The organism is Micromonospora aurantiaca ATCC 27029 (assembly GCF_000145235.1).
GTDB classification, from domain to species: domain Bacteria; phylum Actinomycetota; class Actinomycetes; order Mycobacteriales; family Micromonosporaceae; genus Micromonospora; species Micromonospora aurantiaca.
On the sequence record NC_014391.1, the window covers coordinates 2427731 to 2448806 of the forward strand.

Consider the following 21076-nt stretch of genomic DNA (forward strand, 5'->3'; position numbering starts at 1 on the left):
CCTACGCTCGGCTCCATTACGAGTCTGACCCGTATCGTATTCCGACGCGGGGAAACCGGGGGGAGCACGGACGTGGAACCACACGAGAACACCGGACACCCGAGGAGGTGGGCGATCCTCGGGGTGCTGGTGATCAGCCTCCTCGTGGTCGTCCTCGACAACACCATCCTCAACGTCGCGCTGCGCACGCTGGCCGACCCGGTGCACGGCCTCGGCGCCACCCAGGGCGAGCTGGAGTGGGCGATCAACTCCTACACGCTCGTCTTCGCCGGGCTGCTGTTCACCTTCGGCGTGCTCGGTGACCGGCTCGGCCGCCGCCGCTTCCTGATCCTCGGGCTGGCGCTCTTCGGCCTGTCCTCGCTGCTGTCCGCGTACGCGCAGGACCCGGCCCAGCTCATCGCGGCCCGCGCGCTGATGGGCGTCGGCGGCGCGGCCATCATGCCGGTGACGCTCTCGATCATCTCCAACGTCTTCGACCCGCGCGAGCGCGCCAAGGCGATCGGCGTCTGGGCCGGCGCGGTCGGCCTCGCGGTGGCGATCGGCCCGGTGCTCGGCGGCGCGCTGCTGGAGCACTTCTGGTGGGGCTCGGTCTTCCTGATCAACGTGCCGGTGGTGGCGCTCGGCGTGGTGCTCGTCGCGGCCCTGGTCCCCGAGTCCCGCGACCCCAAGCCCGGCCGGGTCGACCTGCTCGGCGTGCTGCTCTCGGTGATCGGCCTGGTCGGCCTCACCTACGGCATCATCGACGGCGGCGAGCACGGCTTCGGCCGCCCGCAGGTGTGGGTCGCGGTGCTCGGCGGCCTCGCGGTGCTCGGCTGGTTCGTCGCCCACGAACTGCGCAGCGACCACCCGTCGCTGGACGTACGGCTGTTCCGGGTGCCCCGCTTCGCCGCGCCGGTGGCCCTGGTCGGGCTGGTCTTCTTCGCCGCCATGGGCGTGATGTTCTTCGGCGCGTTCTACCTCCAGCTCGTCCGCGGCTACAGCCCGCTGGAGAGCGGCCTGCTGTTCCTGCCGTTCGCCGCGGCCCAGCTCATCTTCGCGCCGCGCAGCGCGGCGATGGTCCGCCGCTACGGCGGCCGGGCGGTCGCGGCCGTCGGGCTGCTGCTCACCACTGTGGCGCTCGCCGCGTTCGTCTTCATCGACGCGGACACCCCGATCTGGATCTTCTCGGCGCTGGGCTTCCTCCAGGGCGCCGGGATGGCGAACATCATGCCGCCGGCCACCGAGTCGATCATGTCCTCGCTGCCCCGGGAGAAGGCCGGTGTCGGTTCCGCGGTCAGCAACACCGTGCGCCAGGTGGCCGGCGCGCTCGGCGTGGCGGTGCTCGGCTCGGTGCTCTCCGCCGTCTACCGCGACCAGGTCGGCCCGGCGGTGGCCGCCCTGCCCGCCCCGGTACGCGACGCGGCCCGCGAGTCGGTGTCCGGGGCGTACGCGGTCGCCGGCCGGCTCGGCCCCGACGCGCCGCGACTGATCGACGCGGCCAACGACTCGTTCGTCTCGGCCATGCACTGGGCGGCGGGCGCCTCCGCGGTGGTGGCCGCGCTCGGCATCGTGATCGTGCTGCGCTGGATGCCGGGCCGGCCGGTCGTCGCCCCCGACGCGGCGCCGGTCACCGACAGGGAGTTGGCCGGTACCGCGTAGGTTCGTGGACAATGTCTGACATGACTTCCACGGCGGATGCTCCGCGGTCGCCCGGGCGACCGCGGAGCACCCGTGCGGACGAGGCGATCGTCGACGCCACCCTCGACCTGCTGGCCGAGGGCAGCACCATAGAGTCGCTGTCCATCGAGGCGATCGCGGCCCGCGCCGGAGTCGGCAAGGCCACCATCTACCGCCGCTGGCCGGGCAAGGACGCGTTGCTGCTGGACGCGTTGCGCACGCTCAAGGGGCCCGCGCCCCGCACCGCCGGGCGCTCCGTCCGCGACGACCTGGTGCTGCTCGTCGGCGCCGTCGGCCAGCACGCCGACCCCCGGGTCCGCAAGATCATGCCCTGCCTGGTGCCCGAGGTGAACCGCAGCTCGGCCCACCGGCAGGCGTACGAGGCGATCGTCGAGCCCCGGCGCGCGGCGATGCGCGAGGTGCTGCGCCGCGCGATCGACCGGGGCGAACTGCGCGCCGACCTCGACATCGAGGTGACCATGTCGCTGCTCACCGCGCCGATGCTCACCCAGCGGATGCTGCGCTGGCACCCCGAGCGCGACGAGCGGATGCTTCCCGAGCGGATCGTGGACACGGTCCTGAACGGCCTGCGCGTCCGCTGACCCGGGCCGGCCGGTCCGCCCGGCGCGGTCCGGCCGCTCAGCGGGCGGGCGTGCGCAGCCGGTGCAGGCGCAGCGCGAGCTGCACCTCCAGCGCCCGCTCCGGCCGCTGCCAGTCCGCGCCGAGCAGGTGCCCGACCCGCTCCAGCCGCTGGGTGACCGTGTTCACGTGCACGTGCAGCTGCTCGGCGGCGCGAGCCAGGCTGCCGCCCACCCCGAAGTACGCCTCCAGCGTCTTCACCAGCGCCGTGCCCCGCCGGGCGTCGTAGTCCAGCACCGGCCCCACAGTCGTGGCGAGGAACCGGGCCACGTCCCGGTCCCCGGCGTCACCGACCGCGCCCAGCAGCAGCCCGACGAAACCCAGCTCGGTGGTGCTCGCCCCCTGCCCGGCCCGGCCCAGCGCACCGAGCGCGGACAGGCAGCGCTCCGCCTCGGCGAACGTGACGGCCAGCGACGCCGGACCGGTCGACGGCCCGCTCGCCCCGGCGGTCACCGGGCGACCGGTCACCCGGGACAGGTCCCGGGCCACCGCGCGGGCCGCACCGCCGGCGTCGTGGCCGGGCAGCATCAGCACCACCCGTCCGGCACGCGCCGCGGCAAGGCCACCCCGGGTCGAGGCGTACGTGGTGGCCCAGGACAGCACCCGCTGCCGGGCCGAGCCGGTCTCGGCGAACGCGTCGTCACCGACCGCCACCAGCACGTGCGGGGCGTCCAGGTCCACCCCGATCCGGCGGGCCCGCGCGCGCAGCGCGTCGGCGTCGCGCAGCGGCCGGGCGATCAGGTCGTCCAGCAGCTCACCGCGTACCCGCCCCTCCGCCTCGGCCACGGTCCGGCGGAACAGCAACAGCAACGCGGTCACCAGCGCGGCCCGCTCCAGGATGCGCTGGTCGGCGTCGACCAGCTCGTCGTCCGGGCGCAGCACCAGCGCGCCCAGGTTCTCCGCACCGGCCACCACCGCGGCGTACCAGAGCGGGCCCCGGCGCACGCTGCGCCCCTCGGTACGGGACGCGGCGACCGCCTCCACGATGTCGGCCCGGTCCGGCTCCTCGATCTCACCGACCCGGGCCAGCCGCCGGCCCTCGGCGTCCAGCGCCAGCAGCGCGCCACCGAGCACCTCGGTGACCGCCGCCGCCACGTCCTCCATGCCGCCGCCGCGCACCACGAGCGCGGTCATCCGGTCGTGCGCAGCGGCGGCGCGCTCCACCGAGCTGCTGTGCGCCCGGATGGTGCTGTTCGCCGCGGACAGCTCCGCCAGCGCCGCCCGGGTCTCGGCGAGCAGCCGCGCGGTGTCGATCGCCACCGCCGCGTGCGCCGCCAGCGACACCAGCAGCGACACCTCCTCGCGGGCGAACGGCCGGGCCGAGCGGTTCGCCGCGTAAAGCACGCCGATCACGCTGGACCCGAGCCGCAGCGGCACGCCGAGGATGGCCACCAGGCCCTCCTCGCCCACGCCGCCGTCGATCTCCCCGGTGTGCCGGAACCGCTCGTCCTCCTGGTAGTTCGAGGTGACGTACGGGGTGCCGGTCTGCGCGACCAGCCCGCCGAGCCCGTCGCCCAGCTCCAGCCGCAGCCGCTGGAACCGGGCCGAGATCGAGCCGTCGGTGACCCGCATGTACGTGTCGCCGCGCTCGTCGTCGTTGAGCGTCATGTACGCCACGTCGGTGCCGAGCAGGATCCGCGCCCGGTGCACGATCGCGCGCAGCACGTCGTCCAGGTCGCGCAGGCCGGCCAGGTCGCTCGCGGTGTCGTACAGGCCGGACAGCTCGGTCTCCCGGCGGCGCCTGCGGGCCAGCAGGGCCCGTACCCGCAGCGCCACCACCTTCGCCTGCTCCAGCTCGGCCAGCCGTTCGGCGGGCAGGCCGGCGGCGCGCGCGGCCACCAGCGGGCCCTCGAACTCGACCGCGGCGGCCTCGCGCGCCAGCAGCTCCAGGAACTCGACCGGCGACGACATGACCGACATTGTGCGCGGGCCCACTAGTTCGCCGTCCAGCCCCCGTCGAGGGCGATCGAGGTGCCGGTGAGGAACGCGGCGGGCGGGGAGCACAGGTACGCCACCAGTTCGGCCACCTCCGCCGGCTCGATCAGCCGCTTGATCGCCGCCCGGGCCAGCATGATCTTCTCGACCACCTCGTCCTCGCCGATGCCGTGGGTGGCCGCCTGGTCGGCGATCTGGCTCTCCACCAGCGCGGTGCGCACGTACGCCGGGTTGATGCAGTTGGCCGTGACGCCGTGCGCGGCGCCCTCCAGCGCCACCACCTTGGACAGGCCCTCCAGCGCGTGCTTGGCCGAGACGTACGCGGCCTTGAACGGCGAGGCGCGCAGCCCGTGCACCGAGGAGATGTTCACGACCCGGCCCCAGCCGTTCGCGTACATCCGGGGCAGCGCGCGGCGGATCAGCAGGAACGGCGCCTCCACCATCACCCGCTGGATGTACTCGAAGCGCTCGACCGGGAAGTCCTGCACCGGCGCGACGTGCTGCAGCCCGGCGTTGTTGACCACGATGTCGGCGTCGACGTCGAGCCGGTCCACAGCCGCCGGGTCGGCCAGGTCGATCCCCACCGCCCGGCCGCCGGCCTCGGCGGCCACCGCCTCGGCCGCCGCCACGTCGCGGTCCAGCACCACGACCGTCGCGCCGGCCGCCGCCAGGCGCAGGGCACAGGCCCGTCCGATGCCGCCGCCACCACCTGTGACCAGCGCGGTGCGACCGGTCAGGTCGACGTGTACGACGTGGGGGACCGCCACGGGTTCTGCCGTCATGGCGCATGAACGTACGAGCCGGGTGCCCCCTGGCACATGGGGCGGCGACACATACTCCACCGTCTGCGTGTGTGGTGCGCCGCGTCACCGCCCGTGCCCGGCGTGTCCGGCGGTCCCGGTGTCGGCGGGCACCAGTAGGGTGTGTCGAACACACGTACTGCTGGCGGCTCGGGGAGGAGGCGGCGTGCGCGTGCTGGGCGTCGACCCGGGGCTGACCCGGTGCGGGGTCGGCGTTGTCGAGGGCGTGCCGGGCCGTCCCTGCACGCTCGTGGCCTACTACGTGGTCTACACCGACCCGGAGGGCGACCTGGCGCTGCGCCTGCTGCACCTGGACCGCTCGCTCACCGGCCTGGTCGCCGAGCACCGGCCGGACGCGGTCGCGGTGGAGCGCGTGTTCAGCCAGCACAACGTCCGCACCGTGATGGGCACCGCGCAGGCCAGCGGCGTCGCGGTGCTCGCCGGGGCCCGGGCCGGGCTGCCCGTGACGACGTACACGCCGAGCGAGGTCAAGGCGGCGGTGACCGGCTCGGGGCAGGCGGACAAGAAGCAGATGACCACCATGGTCACCCGGCTGCTGCGGCTGCCCGAGCCGCCGAAACCGGCCGACGCCGCCGACGCGCTGGCGCTGGCCATCTGTCACGTGTGGCGCGGTGGCACCCGGTCCAAGCTGGCCGCGGCCGCGCAACGGGCCCGACGAGGAGGGACGCGATGATCGCGAGCGTACGCGGCACGGTGACCGCCACCGGCCCGGATCACGCGGTGGTGGAGGTGGGCGGCATCGGCCTGGCCGTGCAGTGCGCTCCCGGCACGCTCGCCGACCTGCGCGTGGGCCAGCCCGCCCGGCTCGCCACCAGCCTTGTGGTCCGGGAGGACTCGCTCACCCTCTACGGCTTCGCCGACGACGACGCCAAGCAGCTGTTCGAGCTGCTCCAGACCGCCAGCGGGGTCGGTCCCCGGCTGGCCCAGGCGGTGCTCGCCGTGCACACGCCGGACGCGGTCCGCAAGGCCATCGCCAACGCCGACACCGCCGCGCTGACCCGGGTGCCGGGCATCGGCAAGAAGGGTGCCGAGCGGCTGGTGCTGGAGCTGCGCGACCGGGTCGGCCCGGTGCCGGTGGGCGCCGACGGCGCGGCCGGGGTGACCGCGGGCGCCTGGCCGGAGCAGGTCCGCCAGGCCCTCGTCGGGCTCGGCTGGACGGCCGGGCAGGCGGAGCAGGCGGTGGCCGCGGTGGCGGAGACCGTCGACGGCGAGACCCCGCCGGTGCCGGTGCTGCTCAAGCAGGCGATCCGCCTCCTGGGCCGGAACCGATGAGCGGGGAGAACCTGGTCTCGGCGTACGTGAACGACGCCGAGCTGGACGCGGAGGCCAGCGTCCGCCCGAAGCGGCTGGACGAGTTCATCGCCCAGCACCGGGTCCGCGACCAGCTCGACCTGCTGTTGCAGGGAGCGATGCGGCGCGGCTCCCCGCCCGACCACATCCTCCTCTCGGGGCCGCCTGGCCTCGGTAAGACGACCCTGGCCAACATCGTCGCCGCCGAGCTGGGCACCGGGATCCGGGTGACCAGCGGCCCGGCCATCGAGCGCTCCGGCGATCTGGCCGCGATCCTGACCGGCCTCGCCGAGGGCGACGTGCTGTTCATCGACGAGATCCACCGGATCGCCAAGCCGGCCGAGGAACTGCTCTACAGCGCCATGGAGGACTTCCGCGTCGACGTGGTGGTCGGCAAGGGCCCGGGTGCCACCGCCATCCCGCTCGACGTGGAGCCGTTCACGCTCGTCGGCGCCACCACCCGCTCCGGCCTGCTGACCGGCCCGATGCGCGACCGGTTCGGCTTCGTCGCGCACCTCGACTTCTACGCGCCGGCCGACCTGGAGACGCTGCTGCACCGGTCGGCGCGGATCCTCGGCGTGCCGATCACCGCCGACGGCGCGGCGGAGGTCGCGGGCCGGTCCCGGGGCACCCCGCGTATCGCCAACCGGCTCCTGCGCCGGGTCCGCGACTACGCCGAGGTCCGCGCCGACGGCGTGGTCACGCTGGAGACCGCACGGGCCGCGCTGACCGTCTACGACGTGGACGCGCTCGGCCTGGACCGGCTCGACCGGGCGGTGCTGACCGCGCTCGTCGACTCGTTCCGGGGCGGCCCGGTGGGCCTGTCCACGCTCGCCGTGGCGGTGGGCGAGCAGCCGGACACGGTCGAGGAGGTCTGCGAGCCGTTCCTGGTGCGGGCCGGGCTGCTGGCCCGGACCCCGCGCGGGCGGGTGGCGACCGAGGCTGCCTGGCGCCATCTGGGCCGTACGCCCCCGAATGGTACATTTGGTGCGGATGCCCCTCCGGGGCCCGATCTGTTCTCGGTGCAGACCGACCAGCCGTGATCCGTTCGTGATCTGTGCCGCATTCGGTCTTCTCAGGAGCAGGGACTAGACTTCGCCGCGGTTTGTACAGGACGTGAGAATCCGCTTCCGCTGCGGCGCCCTCCGGCGCCGGGGTGGAGGCCAACCGGAAGGTCTACACCGTGCTTTACGCAGCAGCGAGTGGCGGGGGAGCCGGCAGTCTGACGCCGATCCTCATGATCGCTCTGCTTTTCGTCGTCATGTACTTCATGATGATCCGTCCGCAGCAGAAGCGCCGCCGCGAGGCAGAGCAGATGCAGTCCGCTCTCGCCCCGGGCGACGAGGTGGTCACCATCGGCGGCCTGCACGGCACGGTCACCGCGGTCGAGGACGAGACGGTCCTGCTCGAGGTCGCTCCGGGCGTGCAGACCCGGTACGCCCGCCCCGCCGTCGCGCGGGTGATCAAGCGCGCCGAGGCGCCGGCGGCCGAGACGATCACCGAGGAAGCCGAGCCGGTCAAGGAGTGACCACCCGTCCCGGACGGGGCAGCGGATTCATCCGTACAAGTGGATAGTTGGGGTCGGCGCGCGGCGCCGGCATCCGGCCGGGCCGTGCGGCGCCCCCGCGCCGCGCACCAGCCGGCGTGCCGTCCTCCGGTGCCGACCCGCCGGAGCAGTCGGGCGGACACCCCCGGCCCGACAGTTGTCGCCGCCGTGGAAGCGGCGCGACCGTACAGGGAGACAGGACAGCCGTGGCACCACCTCAGGGACAGATGCGGCCCGGACGGCAGCTCGCCGTGCTCGGGTTCATCTTCGTCGTCCTCTATCTATTGGTGTTCTTCTCGGGCGGCGCCAGCGGTGGCTGGAAGGACCGGCTGGAGCCCCGGCTCGGCTTGGACCTCGTCGGCGGCACCCGGCTGACGCTCGAGGCCACCAACACGGTGGACGGCAAGCCCCCGACCGCCGACAACCTCGAGGAGGCCCGCCAGATCATCGAGAGCCGGGTCAACGCCTACGGCGTGGCCGAGGCCGAGGTGGTCACCGAGGGCAACCGCAACATCGTCATCTCCCTGCCCGGCCAGAACCGCGACCTGACCGACGTCGGTGAGGCCGCCGAGCTGCGCTTCCGCAAGGTGCTCAAGGCCACCGACGGCAGCGGCGCCGCGCTCGCGCCCGCGCCGACGCCCAGCGCCACCCCGTCCGGAGCCGCCACCCCGTCGGGCAGCGCGTCGCCGAAGGCGAGCACGAGCCCGAAGGTGAGCGGGTCGCCGAGCGCCGGCGGGCAGGGCGGCATGGCCCCCACGCCGAGCGCCAGCGCCTCCGCGTCCCCGTCGGCCTCGCCGAGCGCCGCCGCGCCGAGCCCGAGCGCCAGCGCCGAGCCGGTGCCGCAGAGCATCGAGCAGCAGCGCAAGGCCGTCGAGCAGAAGGTCGGCGCGGCCGCCTGGGCCGCCGCCTCGGGCCTGCAGGCCCCGGCGGACCTGACCACCGACCCGTCGCTGGCCGACAAGCTCAAGCCGTTCGGCACGCTCACCCCGCAGGAGATCGCCGTCCTGCCGGTGGAGATGCAGTTCAACGTCCCGACCATCACCTGCGCCCAGCTCGACAAGCGGCCCGCCGCCTCGATCAAGGACGAGAAGCAGAAGGCGGTCGCCTGCGAGTCCGGCGCGAAGTACCTGCTGGACGTCGCGAAGGTGCTGGGCACCGACGTCAAGAACGCCTCCGCCCAGCTCGACCAGACCAGCTCCTGGGTGGTCAGCCTCAACTTCACCGGCAGCGGCCAGGAGAAGTGGACCGCGCTGACCCGCGAGGCGTTCACCAACGAGGGCCAGGCCTGCGACCAGACCGCGCTCGGCCAGGACGGCAAGTGCCGGGTCGCCGTGGTGCTGGACAACGAGATCGTCTCGTCCCCGGAGATCCAGGGCGTGCTGACCGGCGACTCGCAGATCACCGGCAGCTTCGACAACAAGGCCGCGAACGCGCTCGCCAGCCAGCTGCGCTACGGCGCGCTGCCGGTGACGTTCGAGCCGCAGGAGCAGCAGAACGTCACCGCGACGCTCGGCGACAGCCACCTCAAGGCGGGTCTGCTGGCCGCAGGCATCGGCATGCTGCTGGTCATCATCTACTCGTTCTTCTACTACCGGCTGCTCGGCTCGGTCATCTTCCTGAGCCTGGTGCTCTCCGCGTTGCTGGTGTTCGGCGCGCTCGTGGTGCTCGGCCGGTCGATCGGCTTCACGCTCACGCTCGCCGGCATCGCCGGCATGATCGTCTCGCTGGGCGTCGCGGCGGACTCGTTCGTCATCTACTTCGAACGGCTGAAAGACGAGATCCGGGAGGGCCGCAGTCCACGCAGCGCGGTGCCGCGCGCCTGGATCCGGGCCCGCCGGACGATCATCTCGGCCAACGCCATCACGCTGATGTCGGCAGTGGTGCTCTACATCGTGTCCGTCGGCGCGGTGAAGGGCTTCGCCTTCGCGCTCGGCCTGGCGACCGTGCTCGACCTGGTCGTCGTGTTCCTCTTCCGCCACCCGATCATGACGATGTTCGCCCGTACCCGGGCGTTCCTGTCGCCGCGGGTCAGCGGTCTGGGCCGGGCGCTGCCGGCCCGGTCGGCCGAGCCGGGCAACGCCCGCAACCCGCGTGTGAAGGAGGCCTGAGATGGCTAAGAGCGGTCTGGCCGCCCGGCTCTACCGGGGCGAGGCGGATCTCAACATCGTCGGGCGGCGCAAGCTGTGGTTCGGCGTGGCCGGCGTGCTCGTGCTGATCGCCGTGCTGAGCTTCGCGATCAGCGGCTTCAAGCTGGGCATCGAGTTCGCGGGCGGCAACTCGTTCCAGGTGCCGGCCAGCGTCGGCACCCTGGACCAGGCCGAGCGGACCGTCGACGACGTGCTGGCCGACGAGGCGCCGGGCGTCGAGGTGGTCAGCGCGCAGAAGGTCGGCGGCACCAGCGGCGAGTTCTACGAGATGCGCACCGGCCAGCTCTCAGCCGAGCAGGCCAACGCGGCCAAGACCGCGATGGCGCAGGAGTTCGGCATCCCGGCCGACCAGATCAGCGGCAGCCAGGTCTCCGAGGCCTGGGGCAGCCAGGTCACCTCGCGCGCCTTCCTCGGTCTGGTGATCTTCATCGCGGTGGTGTCGATCTACCTGGTGCTGCGCTTCGAGTGGCGGATGGCGGCCGCCGCCATCGTCTCGCTGCTGACCAACCTGGCCCTGACCGCCGGCATCTACTCGCTGGTCGGCTTCGAGGTCACCCCGTCGACGATCATCGGCTTCCTCACGATCCTGGGCTTCGCGCTCTACGACGTGGTGGTGGTCTTCGACAAGGTGCAGGAGAACACACGCGGCATCACCGCGAACAACAACGTCACCTACGGCGAGGCGTCCAACCTGGCGCTCAACCAGAGCCTCATGCGGTCGCTGAACACCTCGGTCGTGGCGCTGCTGCCGGTCGGCGGTCTGCTGTTCATCGGCGCCGGCCTGCTCGGCGCGGGCACGCTGAAGGACCTCGGCCTGGTGCTGTTCGTCGGTATGGCGGTGGCGTTCCTGACCTCGATCCTGCTCGCCACGCCGCTGCTGGTGCTGCTGAAGAACATGGACCCGCGGATCAGCGCCCACAACAAGCGGGTGCTGTCCCGCCGGGCCGCGCTCGCCCGGGGCGAGATCACACCGAAGGGCCCGCGTGCCACCACGCCGGCCGCCGACGCGCCGATCGACCCGGAGGCGGCGGCGCTGGCCGGTGCCGCACCCAAGGTGGGCGCCCGGCCGGCCGGCAAGCGTCCCAGCGGTGCCCGCGGCGGCCGTCCCGCCGGGGGCGGCGGCAACCGGCCCGGCGGCAAGCGCCGCTGACCGCAGGGCCGGACGGAATCGGTCCGACGGCGTCCGTCATGCTGATGTCACGGCATGACGGACGCCGTCGTCGTTTCGAGAGGACATGGGACGCACAGTGACGGAGACCCACACCACAGGGGTACGGGGAGACAGCGGCCCGGAGGTCGCCCAGCTCGTCGCCAGCCGGTTGCTGGACGTGCCGGACTTCCCCAAGCCGGGTGTCGTGTTCAAGGACCTGATGCCGCTGTTCGCCGACGGTGAGGCGTTCCGGGCGGTGATCGACGGCATCATCGCGTACCACGGGCCGGAGTCGTTCGACACCGTCGCCGGCATCGAGGCACGCGGGTTCGTGCTGGCGGCGGCGGTCGCGTACGCCACCGGCGTTGGCGTGGTGCCGGTGCGCAAGGCCGGCAAGCTGCCCCGGGCCACGCACTCGGCCTCCTACGCGCTGGAGTACGGCGAGGCGACGCTGGAGGTGCACCAGGACGCCTTCACCGCGGGCCACCGGGTGCTGGTGCTCGACGACGTGCTCGCCACCGGCGGGACCGCCGAGGCGACGCTCGACCTGGTGGAACGCGCCGGCGGCACGGTGGCCGGGTTCACCGTGCTGCTGGAGCTGGGCTTCCTCGAGGGCCGTAAGCGGCTGGCGCAGCGCCCGGTCCATGCCCTGTTGACCGTTTGACCAGGCCGGCCCGTCGGGCCGGTCGGCGCCGACCGTCCGGGGGAGCGGTGGCGTACCCTGCGTACGGGTAGCATTGCCCTTTGCCCGACCCGGCCGAGCTGTCCGGGGCGGCGAAGGCGCCGGGGCCCGGCCCCGGCGACCGCGTGGAACAAGACCGGCCTCCGGGCCGGTTGAACCAGACGTCGGCCGGACGGCCGGCGCATCCCGGCGAGCGGTGAGGAGGCCGGTGTCCCACGATGTCGTCCCTCCGGTGGAGGGCACGGTGCACCCGACAGGCGACGCGGACGGCTCGGTGACCGAGCGCAGCGGCAACCCGCCGGCCCGGGCGACCGGCGCCACCGGCGGTGCGTCCGACGCGACGGCCGACGGCGGGGCGGTCGTGGTGCCGTTCCCGACCGAGGGTTCCACCGAGTCCACGCCCGGCAGCGGTTTCGCCCTCTCCAACGCGCCCACCGGCCGGCGGGTACGCGCCCGGCTGGCCCGGTTCAACGCGCCCTGGCAGACCTCGCAGGTCAGCGAGGTGCTGGAGCCGCTGATCGCGACGCACCGGGAGAACCACCCCAAGGCCGACGCGCGGCTGCTCCAGCGCGCCTTCGACACGGCCGCGCGGTGGCACTCGGGTCAGTACCGCAAGTCCGGCGACCCCTACATCACGCACCCGCTCGCCGTGGCGACCATCCTGGCGAACCTGGGCATGGACACCACCACGCTGGTCGCGGCGCTGCTGCACGACACCATCGAGGACACCGAGTACACGCTCGACCAGATGCGCGCCGACTTCGGCGGTGAGGTCGCGCTGCTCGTCGACGGCGTCACCAAGCTCGACAAGGTCAAGCTCGGCGACGCGGCCAAGGCGGAGACCATCCGCAAGATGGTCGTCGCGATGGCGAAGGACCCGCGGGTCCTGGTGATCAAGCTGGCCGACCGGCTGCACAACATGCGGACGCTCACCTTCCTGCCCCGCCCCAAGCAGGAACAGAAGGCCAAGGAGACGCTGGAGATCCTGGCTCCGCTGGCGCACCGCCTCGGTATGAACACGATCAAGTGGGAGCTGGAGGATCTGGCCTTCGGCACGCTGTTCCCGAAGCGGTTCGAGGAGATCAACAGGCTGATCGGGGAGCACCAGCCGCAGCGCGAGGCGCTGCTGCGTCAGGTGACGCAGAAGGTGTCCACCGATCTGAAGGCCGCCAAGATCAAGGCGGAGACCACCGGCCGGCCGAAGCACCTCTACTCGATCTACCAGAAGATGATCGTGCGGGGGCGCGACTTCAACGACATCTACGACCTGGTCGGTGTGCGGATCCTGGTCGACACGGTGCGGGACTGCTACGCGGCGCTGGGGGTCATCCACGCCAACTGGCAGCCGGTGCCGGGCCGGTTCAAGGACTACATCGCCATGCCCAAGTTCAACATGTACCAGTCGTTGCACACGACTGTCATCGGGCCCACCGGCAAGCCGGTGGAGATGCAGATCCGCACGTACGCGATGCACCGCACCGCCGAGTTCGGCATCGCCGCGCACTGGAAGTACAAGGAGCACAAGGGCACCCCGGTGGTGGGCCCGCCGGCGCACATCGACGAGATGACGTGGCTGCGGCAGCTGCTGGACTGGCAGCGTGAGGCGGCGGACCCGAGCGAGTTCCTGGACGCGCTGCGGTTCGACCTGTCCAGCCAGGAGGTGTACGTCTTCACCCCGAAGGGTGACGTCATCCCGCTGCCGACCGGGTCGACGCCTGTGGACTTCGCGTACGCGGTGCACACCGAGGTCGGGCACAAGTGCATCGGCGCGCGGGTCAACGGCAAGCTGGTGCCGCTGGAGTCGACGCTGTCCAACGGCGACGTGATCGAGATCTTCACGTCGAAGTCCGACACGGCCGGGCCGACGCAGGACTGGCTGGGCTTCGTCAAGAGCCCGCGGGCGCGTACCAAGATCCGCCAGTACTTCAACAAGGAGCGGCGCGAGGAGGCGATCGAGGCCGGCAAGGACGCGATCGTCAAGGCGATGCGCAAGCAGGGCATGCCGTTGCAGCGGATGCTCACCTCGGACGCGCTGATGGCGATCGCCCGGGACCTGCATCTGGCCGACGTGGCCTCGCTGTACGCGGCGGTCGGCGACAGCCAGGTCTCCGCGCAGTCGGTCGTGCAGAAGCTGATGGCCTCCTACGGCGGCGAGGAGGGCGCGGCGGAGGACATCGCCGAGACCGCCGTCGCCACCCGGCCGCCGCGCAGCCGGCAGAGCAGCGCCGACCCGGGTGTCGTGGTCCGCGGTGTCAGCGACGTCTGGATCAAGCTGGCCCGCTGCTGCACGCCGGTGCCGCCGGACTCGGTGTTCGGATTCGTCACCCGCTCCGGCGGGGTCAGCGTGCACCGGGACGACTGCGCCAACGCCGAGGACCTGCGCGCTCAGCCCGAGCGGGTGGTCGAGGTGAGCTGGAAGCTCACCTCCGCCTCCACGTTCCTGGTCGCCATCCAGGTCGAGGCGCTGGACCGGCACAAGCTGCTCGCCGACGTGACGAGGGTGCTGTCCGAGGAGCGGGTGAACATCCTCTCCGCGACCGTCACCACCACCCGCGACCGGGTGGCGGTCAGCCGGTTCAGCTTCGAGATGGCCGACCCGAAGCACCTCGGGCACCTGCTGGCCGCCGTCCGCAAGGTCGACGGCGTGTTCGACGCGTACCGGGTCACCTCGGGGGCCTGAGCCACCACGCACGCGAAAGCGCCCGCCGGCTGCGATCAGCCGGCGGGCGCTTCGTCGTCGTACGGGTGCGGTCAGCCGCCCTGGACCGGGCTCATCGTCACCTTGGTCATGGTGATCTCCTTCTTCGGGTGACCACCGCCGGCCTGCTTGGCGAACGCGCCGTCGTCACCGGCCGCGGCGACCTGCTTCACCACGTCCATGCCGCCGGTGATGGTGCCCAGCACCGTGTAGTTCGGGTCGAGCGGCGAGTCGCCGTACACGATGAAGAACTGGCTGCCCGTGCTGCCCGGCTGGCCGGAGTTGGCCATCGCGATGACACCCTCCGGGTACGGCGGGCGCTTGTTGGTCGGCAGGTTCTCCTCGGCCAGGTTGTAGGACGGGCCGCCGGTGCCGTCGGTGTCCCGCCAGCCCTTGCCGGTGGCGCTCGGGTCGCCGCACTGGAGCACCTTGATGCCCTCGGTGACCAGCCGGTGGCACTTGGTGTTGTCGAAGAAGCCCTTCTCCGTCAGGTGCGTGAAGCTACCGGCGGTGCAGGGCACGGCGGCACGGTCGATCTTGGCGGTGATCGGGCCCAGGTTGGTGTCGATGGTCATCGTCTGGGTGCCCTTGCCGGACTGCTGGGTCGGCGGGAGGCCGACGTCCTTGATCTGCGGCGGACGGCCCTCCTTGGGCACCTCCGTGTACGCGCACTGGACGGCCCCGGCATCGGCGGTGGTGCCGCCCTGCTTGTCGTCGTCGTCGCCGAGCGCGGCGACGAGCCAGACCGTGCCGGCCACGACGAGCACCAGCACCGCCGCGGCCCCGACGATCGCCTGGGTCTGCCGGCGCTTGCGGGCCCGGCCGGCCCGTTCCGCCATCTCCCGCTCGAGCTTGGCCCGCGCCGCCGCGCGCTGGCGGTCTCTGGTGGACGTCACGGTCACTCCTCACCTGCTGCGTATGGGGTCGGCGCGCGCGCCGCCGGTCACGTGTGGGTCACCGGCGGCGGGGCCGCCGGATCGGGTTGTCGGGTCAGCCCGCGCTGGCGCTGGGCGAGGGCGCGGGACTGCCGGCCGGCGCCGCGCCGGGCTCGCCGACTGTGACGCTCTGGACCAGCACCTGCGTCTTCGGCTTGACCTTGGCGCCGTTGCCATTGTCCACCGTCGGCATGGCGCCGATCTTCTCCACCACGTCGAGCCCACCGGTGACCTTGCCGACCACCGAGTAGGCCGACTTGGCCGGGCTGGCGTCCTTGAAGAAGATCAGGAACTGGCTGCCGTTGCTGCCGGGCGGGTTGCCGATCATGGCGACAGTGCCCTTCGGGTACGTCGCCGGCTGCCCGGGCGCCGGCGAGGCCGACGGGCTCGGCTCAGGCGCGGCCGGGACGTTCTCGTCGTAGAACGAGTAGGTCGGGCCGCCGAGCCCGGTGCCGGTCGGGTCACCGCAGCGCAGCGCGCCCTCGGCGGTGATCTCGTGGCAGGTGGTGTTGTCGAAGAACGACCGGCCGGCCAGGTAGCTCAGGCTCGCCGCGCCGCACGGCGCGTCGGTCTGGTCCAGCTCGACGGTGATCGGCCCACCCTGGTTGGTGGTGATCGTCATCGGGCGGGTGCCGGAGGTGGGCAGGCCCGTGGTGGGCGGCTGGCCGACGTCCTTGAGGTTGGTGTTGACGGCGCCGTCCTCCGCGCTCCAGAGGCAGACGTCCTCGGCGGCCTTCTTCTCCGGCTCGGAGTCGAACGCGCCGAGCGCCCAGGCGGAGCCGGCCACGATCAGCACGAGCACCACCGCGGCGCCCACGCCGGCCCGGATCTGCCGGCGGCGCTTCGCGACCGCCGCCCGCCGGGCGAGTTGCCGGTCGAGCTTGGCGCGCGCCAGTTTGCGCTGCCGGTCCCTGCTGGAAGCCACGCGCGCTCCCCTTCCTCTGCCTGATCGCCGCCGGCGCCGGGCGCCGTCCGCCGTTCCGATCGGGGTGCGCCACGCCACACGCCCGCCAGAGTGTACGGGTAGCGACTGTGAATGTGGTGTACGAGGTCCCGCCGTCTCAGCCCGGCCGGGGCGGACCGGGCCGGTGGCGGACGGAACTCGCCGGCCGCTACGACTAGGCTGCAGGCAGACGACGACCGGACGGAAAGGGGAGCGACGTGCTCGTGGCCGGCTTTCCCGCGGACGCCTTCGGCACCAACTGCTACGTGGTGGCGACCGGGCCGGGGGAGCAGTGCGTGGTGGTCGATCCCGGCATCGGGGTGCTCGACCGGCTCGACGCCGTGCTCGCCGAGCACCGCCTGCACCCGGCCGCCGTGCTGCTCACCCACGGCCATCTCGACCACACGTTCTCCGTCGCCCCGGTCTGCGGTGCGCGGGGCATCCCCGCCTACGTCCACCCGGACGACCGGGAGCTGCTGGCCGACCCGAGCAAGGCGCTGTCGATGGACCTGACCCAGCTGTTCGGCGGCCGGCTGCCGTACGCCGAGCCGGACGACGTGGCCGAGCTGACCGACGGCGCGACGCTGTCGCTGGCCGGGTTGGAGATCACCGTCGACCACGCCCCCGGCCATACCGGCGGGTCGGTGCTGTTCCGGTTGCCCGGCGCCGGCTCGCGCTGGGAGGCGGAGCAGATCTGCCTCTCCGGTGACGTGCTGTTCGCCGGCTCGATCGGCCGCACCGACCTGCCGGGCGGCAGCATGCCCCGGATGCTGTCCAGCCTGCGGGACAAGGTGCTCCCGCTGGCCGACGACACAGTCGTCCTGCCCGGCCACGGCCCCGCGACCACGATCGGCCGCGAGCGCGCGACCAACCCGTACCTCGTCGAGGTGGCGGGCACCGGCGGCGCGCGCCCGGCCGCGCCCACCCGAGGCCTCTGACCGCCGCGACCCACGACGTTCGCCCGCGCCCCGCGCGGGATCGAGGAGTACGCCATGAGCAAGCCCACGCCCATCTCCGGCTTCCCCGAGTGGACGCCGGCTCAGCGGATGATCGAGCAGTTCGTGCTCGACCGGATCCGCGCCACGTTCGAGCTGTACGGCTTCGCGCCACTGGAGACCCGCTCGGTGGAGCCGCTGGATCAGTTACTGCGGAAGGGGGATACCGCAAAGGAGGTCTACCTGCTGCGCCGGTTGCAGGCCGACACCGACGGCCCGGCCGGCGACGACGCGCTCGGCCTGCACTTCGACCTGACCGTGCCGTTCGCCCGCTACGTGCTGGAGAACGCCGGCAAGCTGCAGTTCCCGTTCCGCCGCTATCAGATCCAGAAGGTGTGGCGCGGTGAGCGTCCGCAGGAGGGCCGGTACCGGGAGTTCCTCCAGGCCGACATCGACATCGTCGACCGGGACACCCTGCCGGCCCACTACGAGGCGGAGATGCCGCTGGTCATCGGCGACGCGCTGCGGTCGCTGCCGATCCCGCCGGTGCGCATCCAGGTCAACAACCGCAAGATCTGCGAGGGGTTCTACCGGGGCATCGGGCTGACCGACGCGGAGGCGGCGCTGCGCGCCGTCGACAAGCTCGACAAGATCGGCCCGGCCGGGGTGACGGAGCTGCTGGCGAGCACCGCCGGGGCGAGTGAGGCGCAGGCCAAGGCCGTGCTGTCGCTGGCCGAGATCTCCGCGCCGGACGCCTCCTTCGCCGACGCGGTGCGCGGCCTCGGGGTGAGCGACCCGCTGCTGGACGAGGGCGTCGCGGAACTGACCGCCGTGGTGGAGACCGCCGCCGCGCACGCACCCGGCCTCTGCGTGGCCGACCTGCGCATCGCGCGGGGCCTGGACTACTACACGGGTACGGTCTACGAGACGCAGATGATCGGCTACGAGCGGTTCGGCTCGATCTGCTCCGGCGGCCGGTACGACAACCTGGCCAGCTCGGGCAACGTCCGGTTCCCGGGGGTGGGCATCTCGATCGGGGTGACCCGGCTGCTCGGTCTGCTGTTCGGCGCCGAGGCGCTGTCGGTGTCCCGCTCGGTGCCGACCTGCGTGCTGGTGGCGGTCACCGCCGAGGAGGACCGGGCGGCCAGCGACGCGGTCGCGGCGGCGCTGCGGTCGCGCGGTGTGCCCACCGAGGTGTCCCCGTCGGCGGCCAAGTTCGGCAAGCAGATCCGGTACGCCGAGCGGCGTGGCATCCCGTACGTCTGGTTCCCCGGCGCGGAGGGCGACGAGGTCAAGGACATCCGTTCCGGCGAGCAGGTGCCCGCCGCGGCGGGGGAGTGGACGCCGCCTCGGGCGGACCTGAAACCGCTGGTCGGCCCGGCCGGCACTGGCGCCTGACGACGTTTCGACCTACGGTGGCGTAAGTTACGCCACCGTAGGGAGAACGTCGTGACCGTGCTCAGCCAGACCGCTCTGCTCACCGAACTCGAGCCGGTGGTCGAGAAGAACCTCGACCGCCACCTGTCGCTGGCCAAGGAGTGGTTCCCGCACGAGTACGTGCCGTGGAGCGAGGGCCGCACCTTCGACGGCCCGCTGGGCGGCGAGGCCTGGTCGCCGGAGGACTCGACGCTGCCCGAGGTGGCGCGTACCGCGCTGATCGTCAACCTGCTCACCGAGGACAACCTGCCGTCGTACCACCACGAGATCGCCACCCTGTTCGGGCGCGACGGCGCGTGGGGCACCTGGGTGCACCGGTGGACCGCCGAGGAGGGGCGGCACGGCACGGCGATCCGCGACTACCTCACGGTGACCCGGGCGGTGGACCCGGTGGCGCTGGAGCGGGCCCGCATGGTGCACATGTCGGCGGGCTACCAGAACGTCCACGACCAGGAGATGCTGCACTCGCTGGCGTACGTGTCGTTCCAGGAGCTGGCGACCCGCATCTCGCACCGCAACACCGGCCGGGCCACCGGCGACCCGATGTGCGAGGCGCTGCTGGCCCGGGTGGCCGCGGACGAGAACCTGCACATGGTCTTCTACCGCAACCTGCTCGGCGCGGCGTTCGAGCTGGCGCCGTCGCAGGCGATGCGCGCCGTCGCCGACGTGCTGGCCAACTTCCAGATGCCGGGTGTCGGCATCGACGGCTTCGCCCGCAAGTCGGTGGCGATCGCGCTGGCCGGGATCTACGACCTGCGCCAGCACCGCGACGAGGTGGTGATGCCGGTGCTGCGCCAGTGGAACCTGTTCGAGGTGACCGGCCTGAACGCCGACGGCGAGGCCGCCCGTGACCAGATCGCCGCCCACCTGGACACCCTGGAGACCCAGGCGTCCCGCTTCGAGGACCGCCGAGCCGCCCGAGCCGCCCGCGTTTCCGCGACGACCCAGGCCTGACCCCCGCCCCTCTCCCTCCTCTCCCGCGCGATCTTGCACTTACGGCCCCCGCATTTGCCGCGAAACCGGCGCCGCGGGGGCCGCAACTGCAAGATCGCCGAGAACGAGCGGGGCGGTCAGGGGAGGGGGAAGATGAGGCAGGTCGAGGTGGCGTGGGCTACCAGGCGGCCGGCCGGGTCCGTCAGGCGGGCCTCGGCCAGGGCGGTACGGCGGCCTCGCTGGAGCACCGTGCCCTCGCAGCGCAGCGTGCCGGTGTCGACGGTTACCGGGCGCAGGAACTTCACGTTGAGGTCCAGCGACGTGTAGCCGACGCCGGCCGGCAGCGTGGTGTGCACGGCGCACGCCGCGGCGGTGTCCAGCAGCGTGGAGATGACGCCGCCGTGCACGGTGCCGAGCGGGTTGTAGTGGAACTCCTGCGGCAGCAGCTCGACCGCGACGCGCCCCTCCTCGGCCTCCATCCGGGACATGTCGACGAGGTGCATGATCGGCGGCGCGTCCAGCTCGCCGGCGATCATCGCCTGCATCAGCTCCAGGCCGCTGCGCCGGCCCAGGTGCGCGGCGCCGGCCGCCGGGTCGGACCAGGTGAACGTGCGGGTGCGCTCCTGCGTCTGCGTCATGGACTCAGCCTCGCAGCGCGTTGCTGAGTCTGTCAATCAGACCTAGCCTGGTCGGCATGAGACCCGCGGCACTGGACTGGTCGGTGGAGAACTGCACCATCGCACGCGCCATGGAGATCCTCGGCGAGCGGTGGACCCTCGTCGTGCTCCGCGAGGTCTTCAACGGCGTACGCCGGTTCGACGACATGCGGGTGCGGACCGGCATTCCGCGCCAGGTGCTGACGAACCGGCTCGCCATGCTCGTCGAGCGCGGTGTGCTGCGCCGGGAGCCGTACCGCGAGCCGGGCAGCCGGCCGCGCCACGAGTACCGGCTCACCGAGATGGGCCTGGACCTGTGGCCCGTGCTCGTCGCGGTGCTCGGATGGGGTGACCGCTACCTGGCCGACCCGGAGGGCTCGCCGCTGAGCGTGGCGCACCGTGACTGCGGCGCCGAGGTCCGGGTCGCCTTGCGCTGCGGCGAGGGGCACGAGATCACCGGGGCGCGGGACGTGCTGCCCCGCCCGGGTCCGGGCGCCCGTCGCCGTACGCCCTGAACCGGCTCTGACAGATGATGTCGATGTTGTTGCTCCGGCGTTACATCGGGCGCGGGTGCGAATCCGGGCAAAGTCATGTCTTGCTTACGATCTTAAATATGTGAATACTTTGGGCACCCGGGCGGTTTCCCCAGGTCGCCCGGGTTGTCCTCGGGCGC

Annotated in this window: 19 protein-coding genes; 14 read left to right on the forward strand and 5 right to left on the reverse strand. The window is 72.6% G+C overall.

The annotated features are described in order from the left end of the window. Positions 1-72: 72 nt before the first annotated feature. The gene (locus MICAU_RS11395) at positions 73-1638 is read left to right on the forward strand and encodes an MFS transporter (protein ID WP_013285459.1); all 1566 of its coding nucleotides are present in this window, start codon (positions 73-75) and stop codon (positions 1636-1638) included. Positions 1639-1649: 11 nt separating this feature from the next. Continuing rightward, positions 1650-2258 (forward strand): TetR/AcrR family transcriptional regulator, encoded by a 609-nt coding sequence (locus MICAU_RS11400; protein WP_013285460.1) that lies wholly within the window; start codon positions 1650-1652, stop codon positions 2256-2258. Between the two features lie 37 nt (positions 2259-2295). Here MICAU_RS11400 and MICAU_RS11405 read toward each other — a convergent pair whose 3' ends face one another. Continuing rightward, positions 2296-4215 (reverse strand): helix-turn-helix domain-containing protein, encoded by a 1920-nt coding sequence (locus MICAU_RS11405; protein WP_013285461.1) that lies wholly within the window; start codon positions 4213-4215, stop codon positions 2296-2298. A 14-nt stretch (positions 4216-4229) separates the two neighbouring features. After that, on the reverse strand, positions 4230-5012 hold the full coding sequence (locus tag MICAU_RS11410; protein ID WP_013285462.1) for a 3-hydroxybutyrate dehydrogenase: 783 nt from the start codon (positions 5010-5012) through the stop codon (positions 4230-4232). A 184-nt stretch (positions 5013-5196) separates the two neighbouring features. Between MICAU_RS11410 and ruvC the strand changes: the two genes are divergently transcribed. The 8 genes from ruvC to MICAU_RS11450 all read left to right on the forward strand — a co-directional run bounded on the left by ruvC (position 5197) and on the right by MICAU_RS11450 (position 14546). Next, positions 5197-5724 (forward strand): crossover junction endodeoxyribonuclease RuvC, encoded by a 528-nt coding sequence (gene ruvC, locus MICAU_RS11415; protein WP_013285463.1) that lies wholly within the window; start codon positions 5197-5199, stop codon positions 5722-5724. Further along, positions 5721-6323, forward strand: coding sequence for a Holliday junction branch migration protein RuvA (gene ruvA, locus MICAU_RS11420; RefSeq protein WP_013285464.1), 603 nt, complete (start codon positions 5721-5723; stop codon positions 6321-6323). Before ruvC ends, ruvA begins: the two co-directional genes overlap by 4 nt. Then, positions 6320-7384 (forward strand): Holliday junction branch migration DNA helicase RuvB, encoded by a 1065-nt coding sequence (gene ruvB / locus MICAU_RS11425; RefSeq protein WP_013285465.1) that lies wholly within the window; start codon positions 6320-6322, stop codon positions 7382-7384. Before ruvA ends, ruvB begins: the two co-directional genes overlap by 4 nt. A gap of 140 nt (positions 7385-7524) precedes the next feature. Then, positions 7525-7869 carry a preprotein translocase subunit YajC gene (yajC, locus tag MICAU_RS11430; RefSeq protein ID WP_036345294.1) on the forward strand — a complete coding sequence of 115 codons (345 nt, stop codon included), beginning with the start codon at positions 7525-7527 and terminating at the stop codon, positions 7867-7869. A gap of 224 nt (positions 7870-8093) precedes the next feature. After that, a complete protein-coding gene (secD, locus tag MICAU_RS11435) occupies positions 8094-9995 on the forward strand; it encodes a protein translocase subunit SecD (RefSeq protein WP_174361706.1) in 1902 nt (633 codons plus the stop codon). A gap of 1 nt (position 9996) precedes the next feature. Further along, positions 9997-11184, forward strand: coding sequence for a protein translocase subunit SecF (gene secF / locus MICAU_RS11440; protein WP_013285468.1), 1188 nt, complete (start codon positions 9997-9999; stop codon positions 11182-11184). Positions 11185-11281: 97 nt separating this feature from the next. After that, on the forward strand, positions 11282-11848 hold the full coding sequence (locus MICAU_RS11445; protein WP_030271021.1) for an adenine phosphoribosyltransferase: 567 nt from the start codon (positions 11282-11284) through the stop codon (positions 11846-11848). Between the two features lie 226 nt (positions 11849-12074). Beyond that, positions 12075-14546, forward strand: a complete 2472-nt coding sequence (locus MICAU_RS11450) for a RelA/SpoT family protein (RefSeq protein WP_013285470.1) — start codon at positions 12075-12077, stop codon at positions 14544-14546. A gap of 71 nt (positions 14547-14617) precedes the next feature. Here the strand turns inward: MICAU_RS11450 and MICAU_RS11455 are convergent, their stop codons facing one another. Together MICAU_RS11455 and MICAU_RS11460 are read right to left on the reverse strand one after the other, a co-directional pair. Further along, positions 14618-15460, reverse strand: coding sequence for a peptidylprolyl isomerase (locus MICAU_RS11455; protein ID WP_013285471.1), 843 nt, complete (start codon positions 15458-15460; stop codon positions 14618-14620). A 94-nt stretch (positions 15461-15554) separates the two neighbouring features. Then, a complete protein-coding gene (locus tag MICAU_RS11460) occupies positions 15555-16424 on the reverse strand; it encodes a peptidylprolyl isomerase (RefSeq protein WP_013285472.1) in 870 nt (289 codons plus the stop codon). A gap of 236 nt (positions 16425-16660) precedes the next feature. Between MICAU_RS11460 and MICAU_RS11465 the strand changes: the two genes are divergently transcribed. Genes MICAU_RS11465 through MICAU_RS11475 form a run of 3 tightly spaced genes read left to right on the forward strand, consistent with a single transcriptional unit; the run spans position 16661 to position 19768 of the window. Continuing rightward, positions 16661-17380, forward strand: coding sequence for an MBL fold metallo-hydrolase (locus MICAU_RS11465; RefSeq protein ID WP_030271023.1), 720 nt, complete (start codon positions 16661-16663; stop codon positions 17378-17380). 54 nt (positions 17381-17434) lie between these two features. Then, entirely contained in the window at positions 17435-18775 is a 1341-nt protein-coding gene (gene hisS, locus MICAU_RS11470) for a histidine--tRNA ligase (protein WP_013285474.1), read from the forward strand. A gap of 51 nt (positions 18776-18826) precedes the next feature. Then, complete coding sequence (locus tag MICAU_RS11475; RefSeq protein ID WP_013285475.1) at positions 18827-19768, forward strand: acyl-ACP desaturase; 942 nt, start codon at positions 18827-18829, stop codon at positions 19766-19768. Positions 19769-19884: 116 nt separating this feature from the next. On the opposite strand, the gene MICAU_RS11480 is transcribed toward MICAU_RS11475, so the two are convergent. Beyond that, positions 19885-20385, reverse strand: coding sequence for a PaaI family thioesterase (locus tag MICAU_RS11480; protein ID WP_013285476.1), 501 nt, complete (start codon positions 20383-20385; stop codon positions 19885-19887). A 56-nt stretch (positions 20386-20441) separates the two neighbouring features. Here MICAU_RS11480 and MICAU_RS11485 point away from each other — a divergent pair, with 56 nt between their 5' ends. Further along, positions 20442-20918 carry a winged helix-turn-helix transcriptional regulator gene (locus tag MICAU_RS11485; protein WP_013285477.1) on the forward strand — a complete coding sequence of 159 codons (477 nt, stop codon included), beginning with the start codon at positions 20442-20444 and terminating at the stop codon, positions 20916-20918. Positions 20919-21076 lie beyond the last annotated feature (158 nt).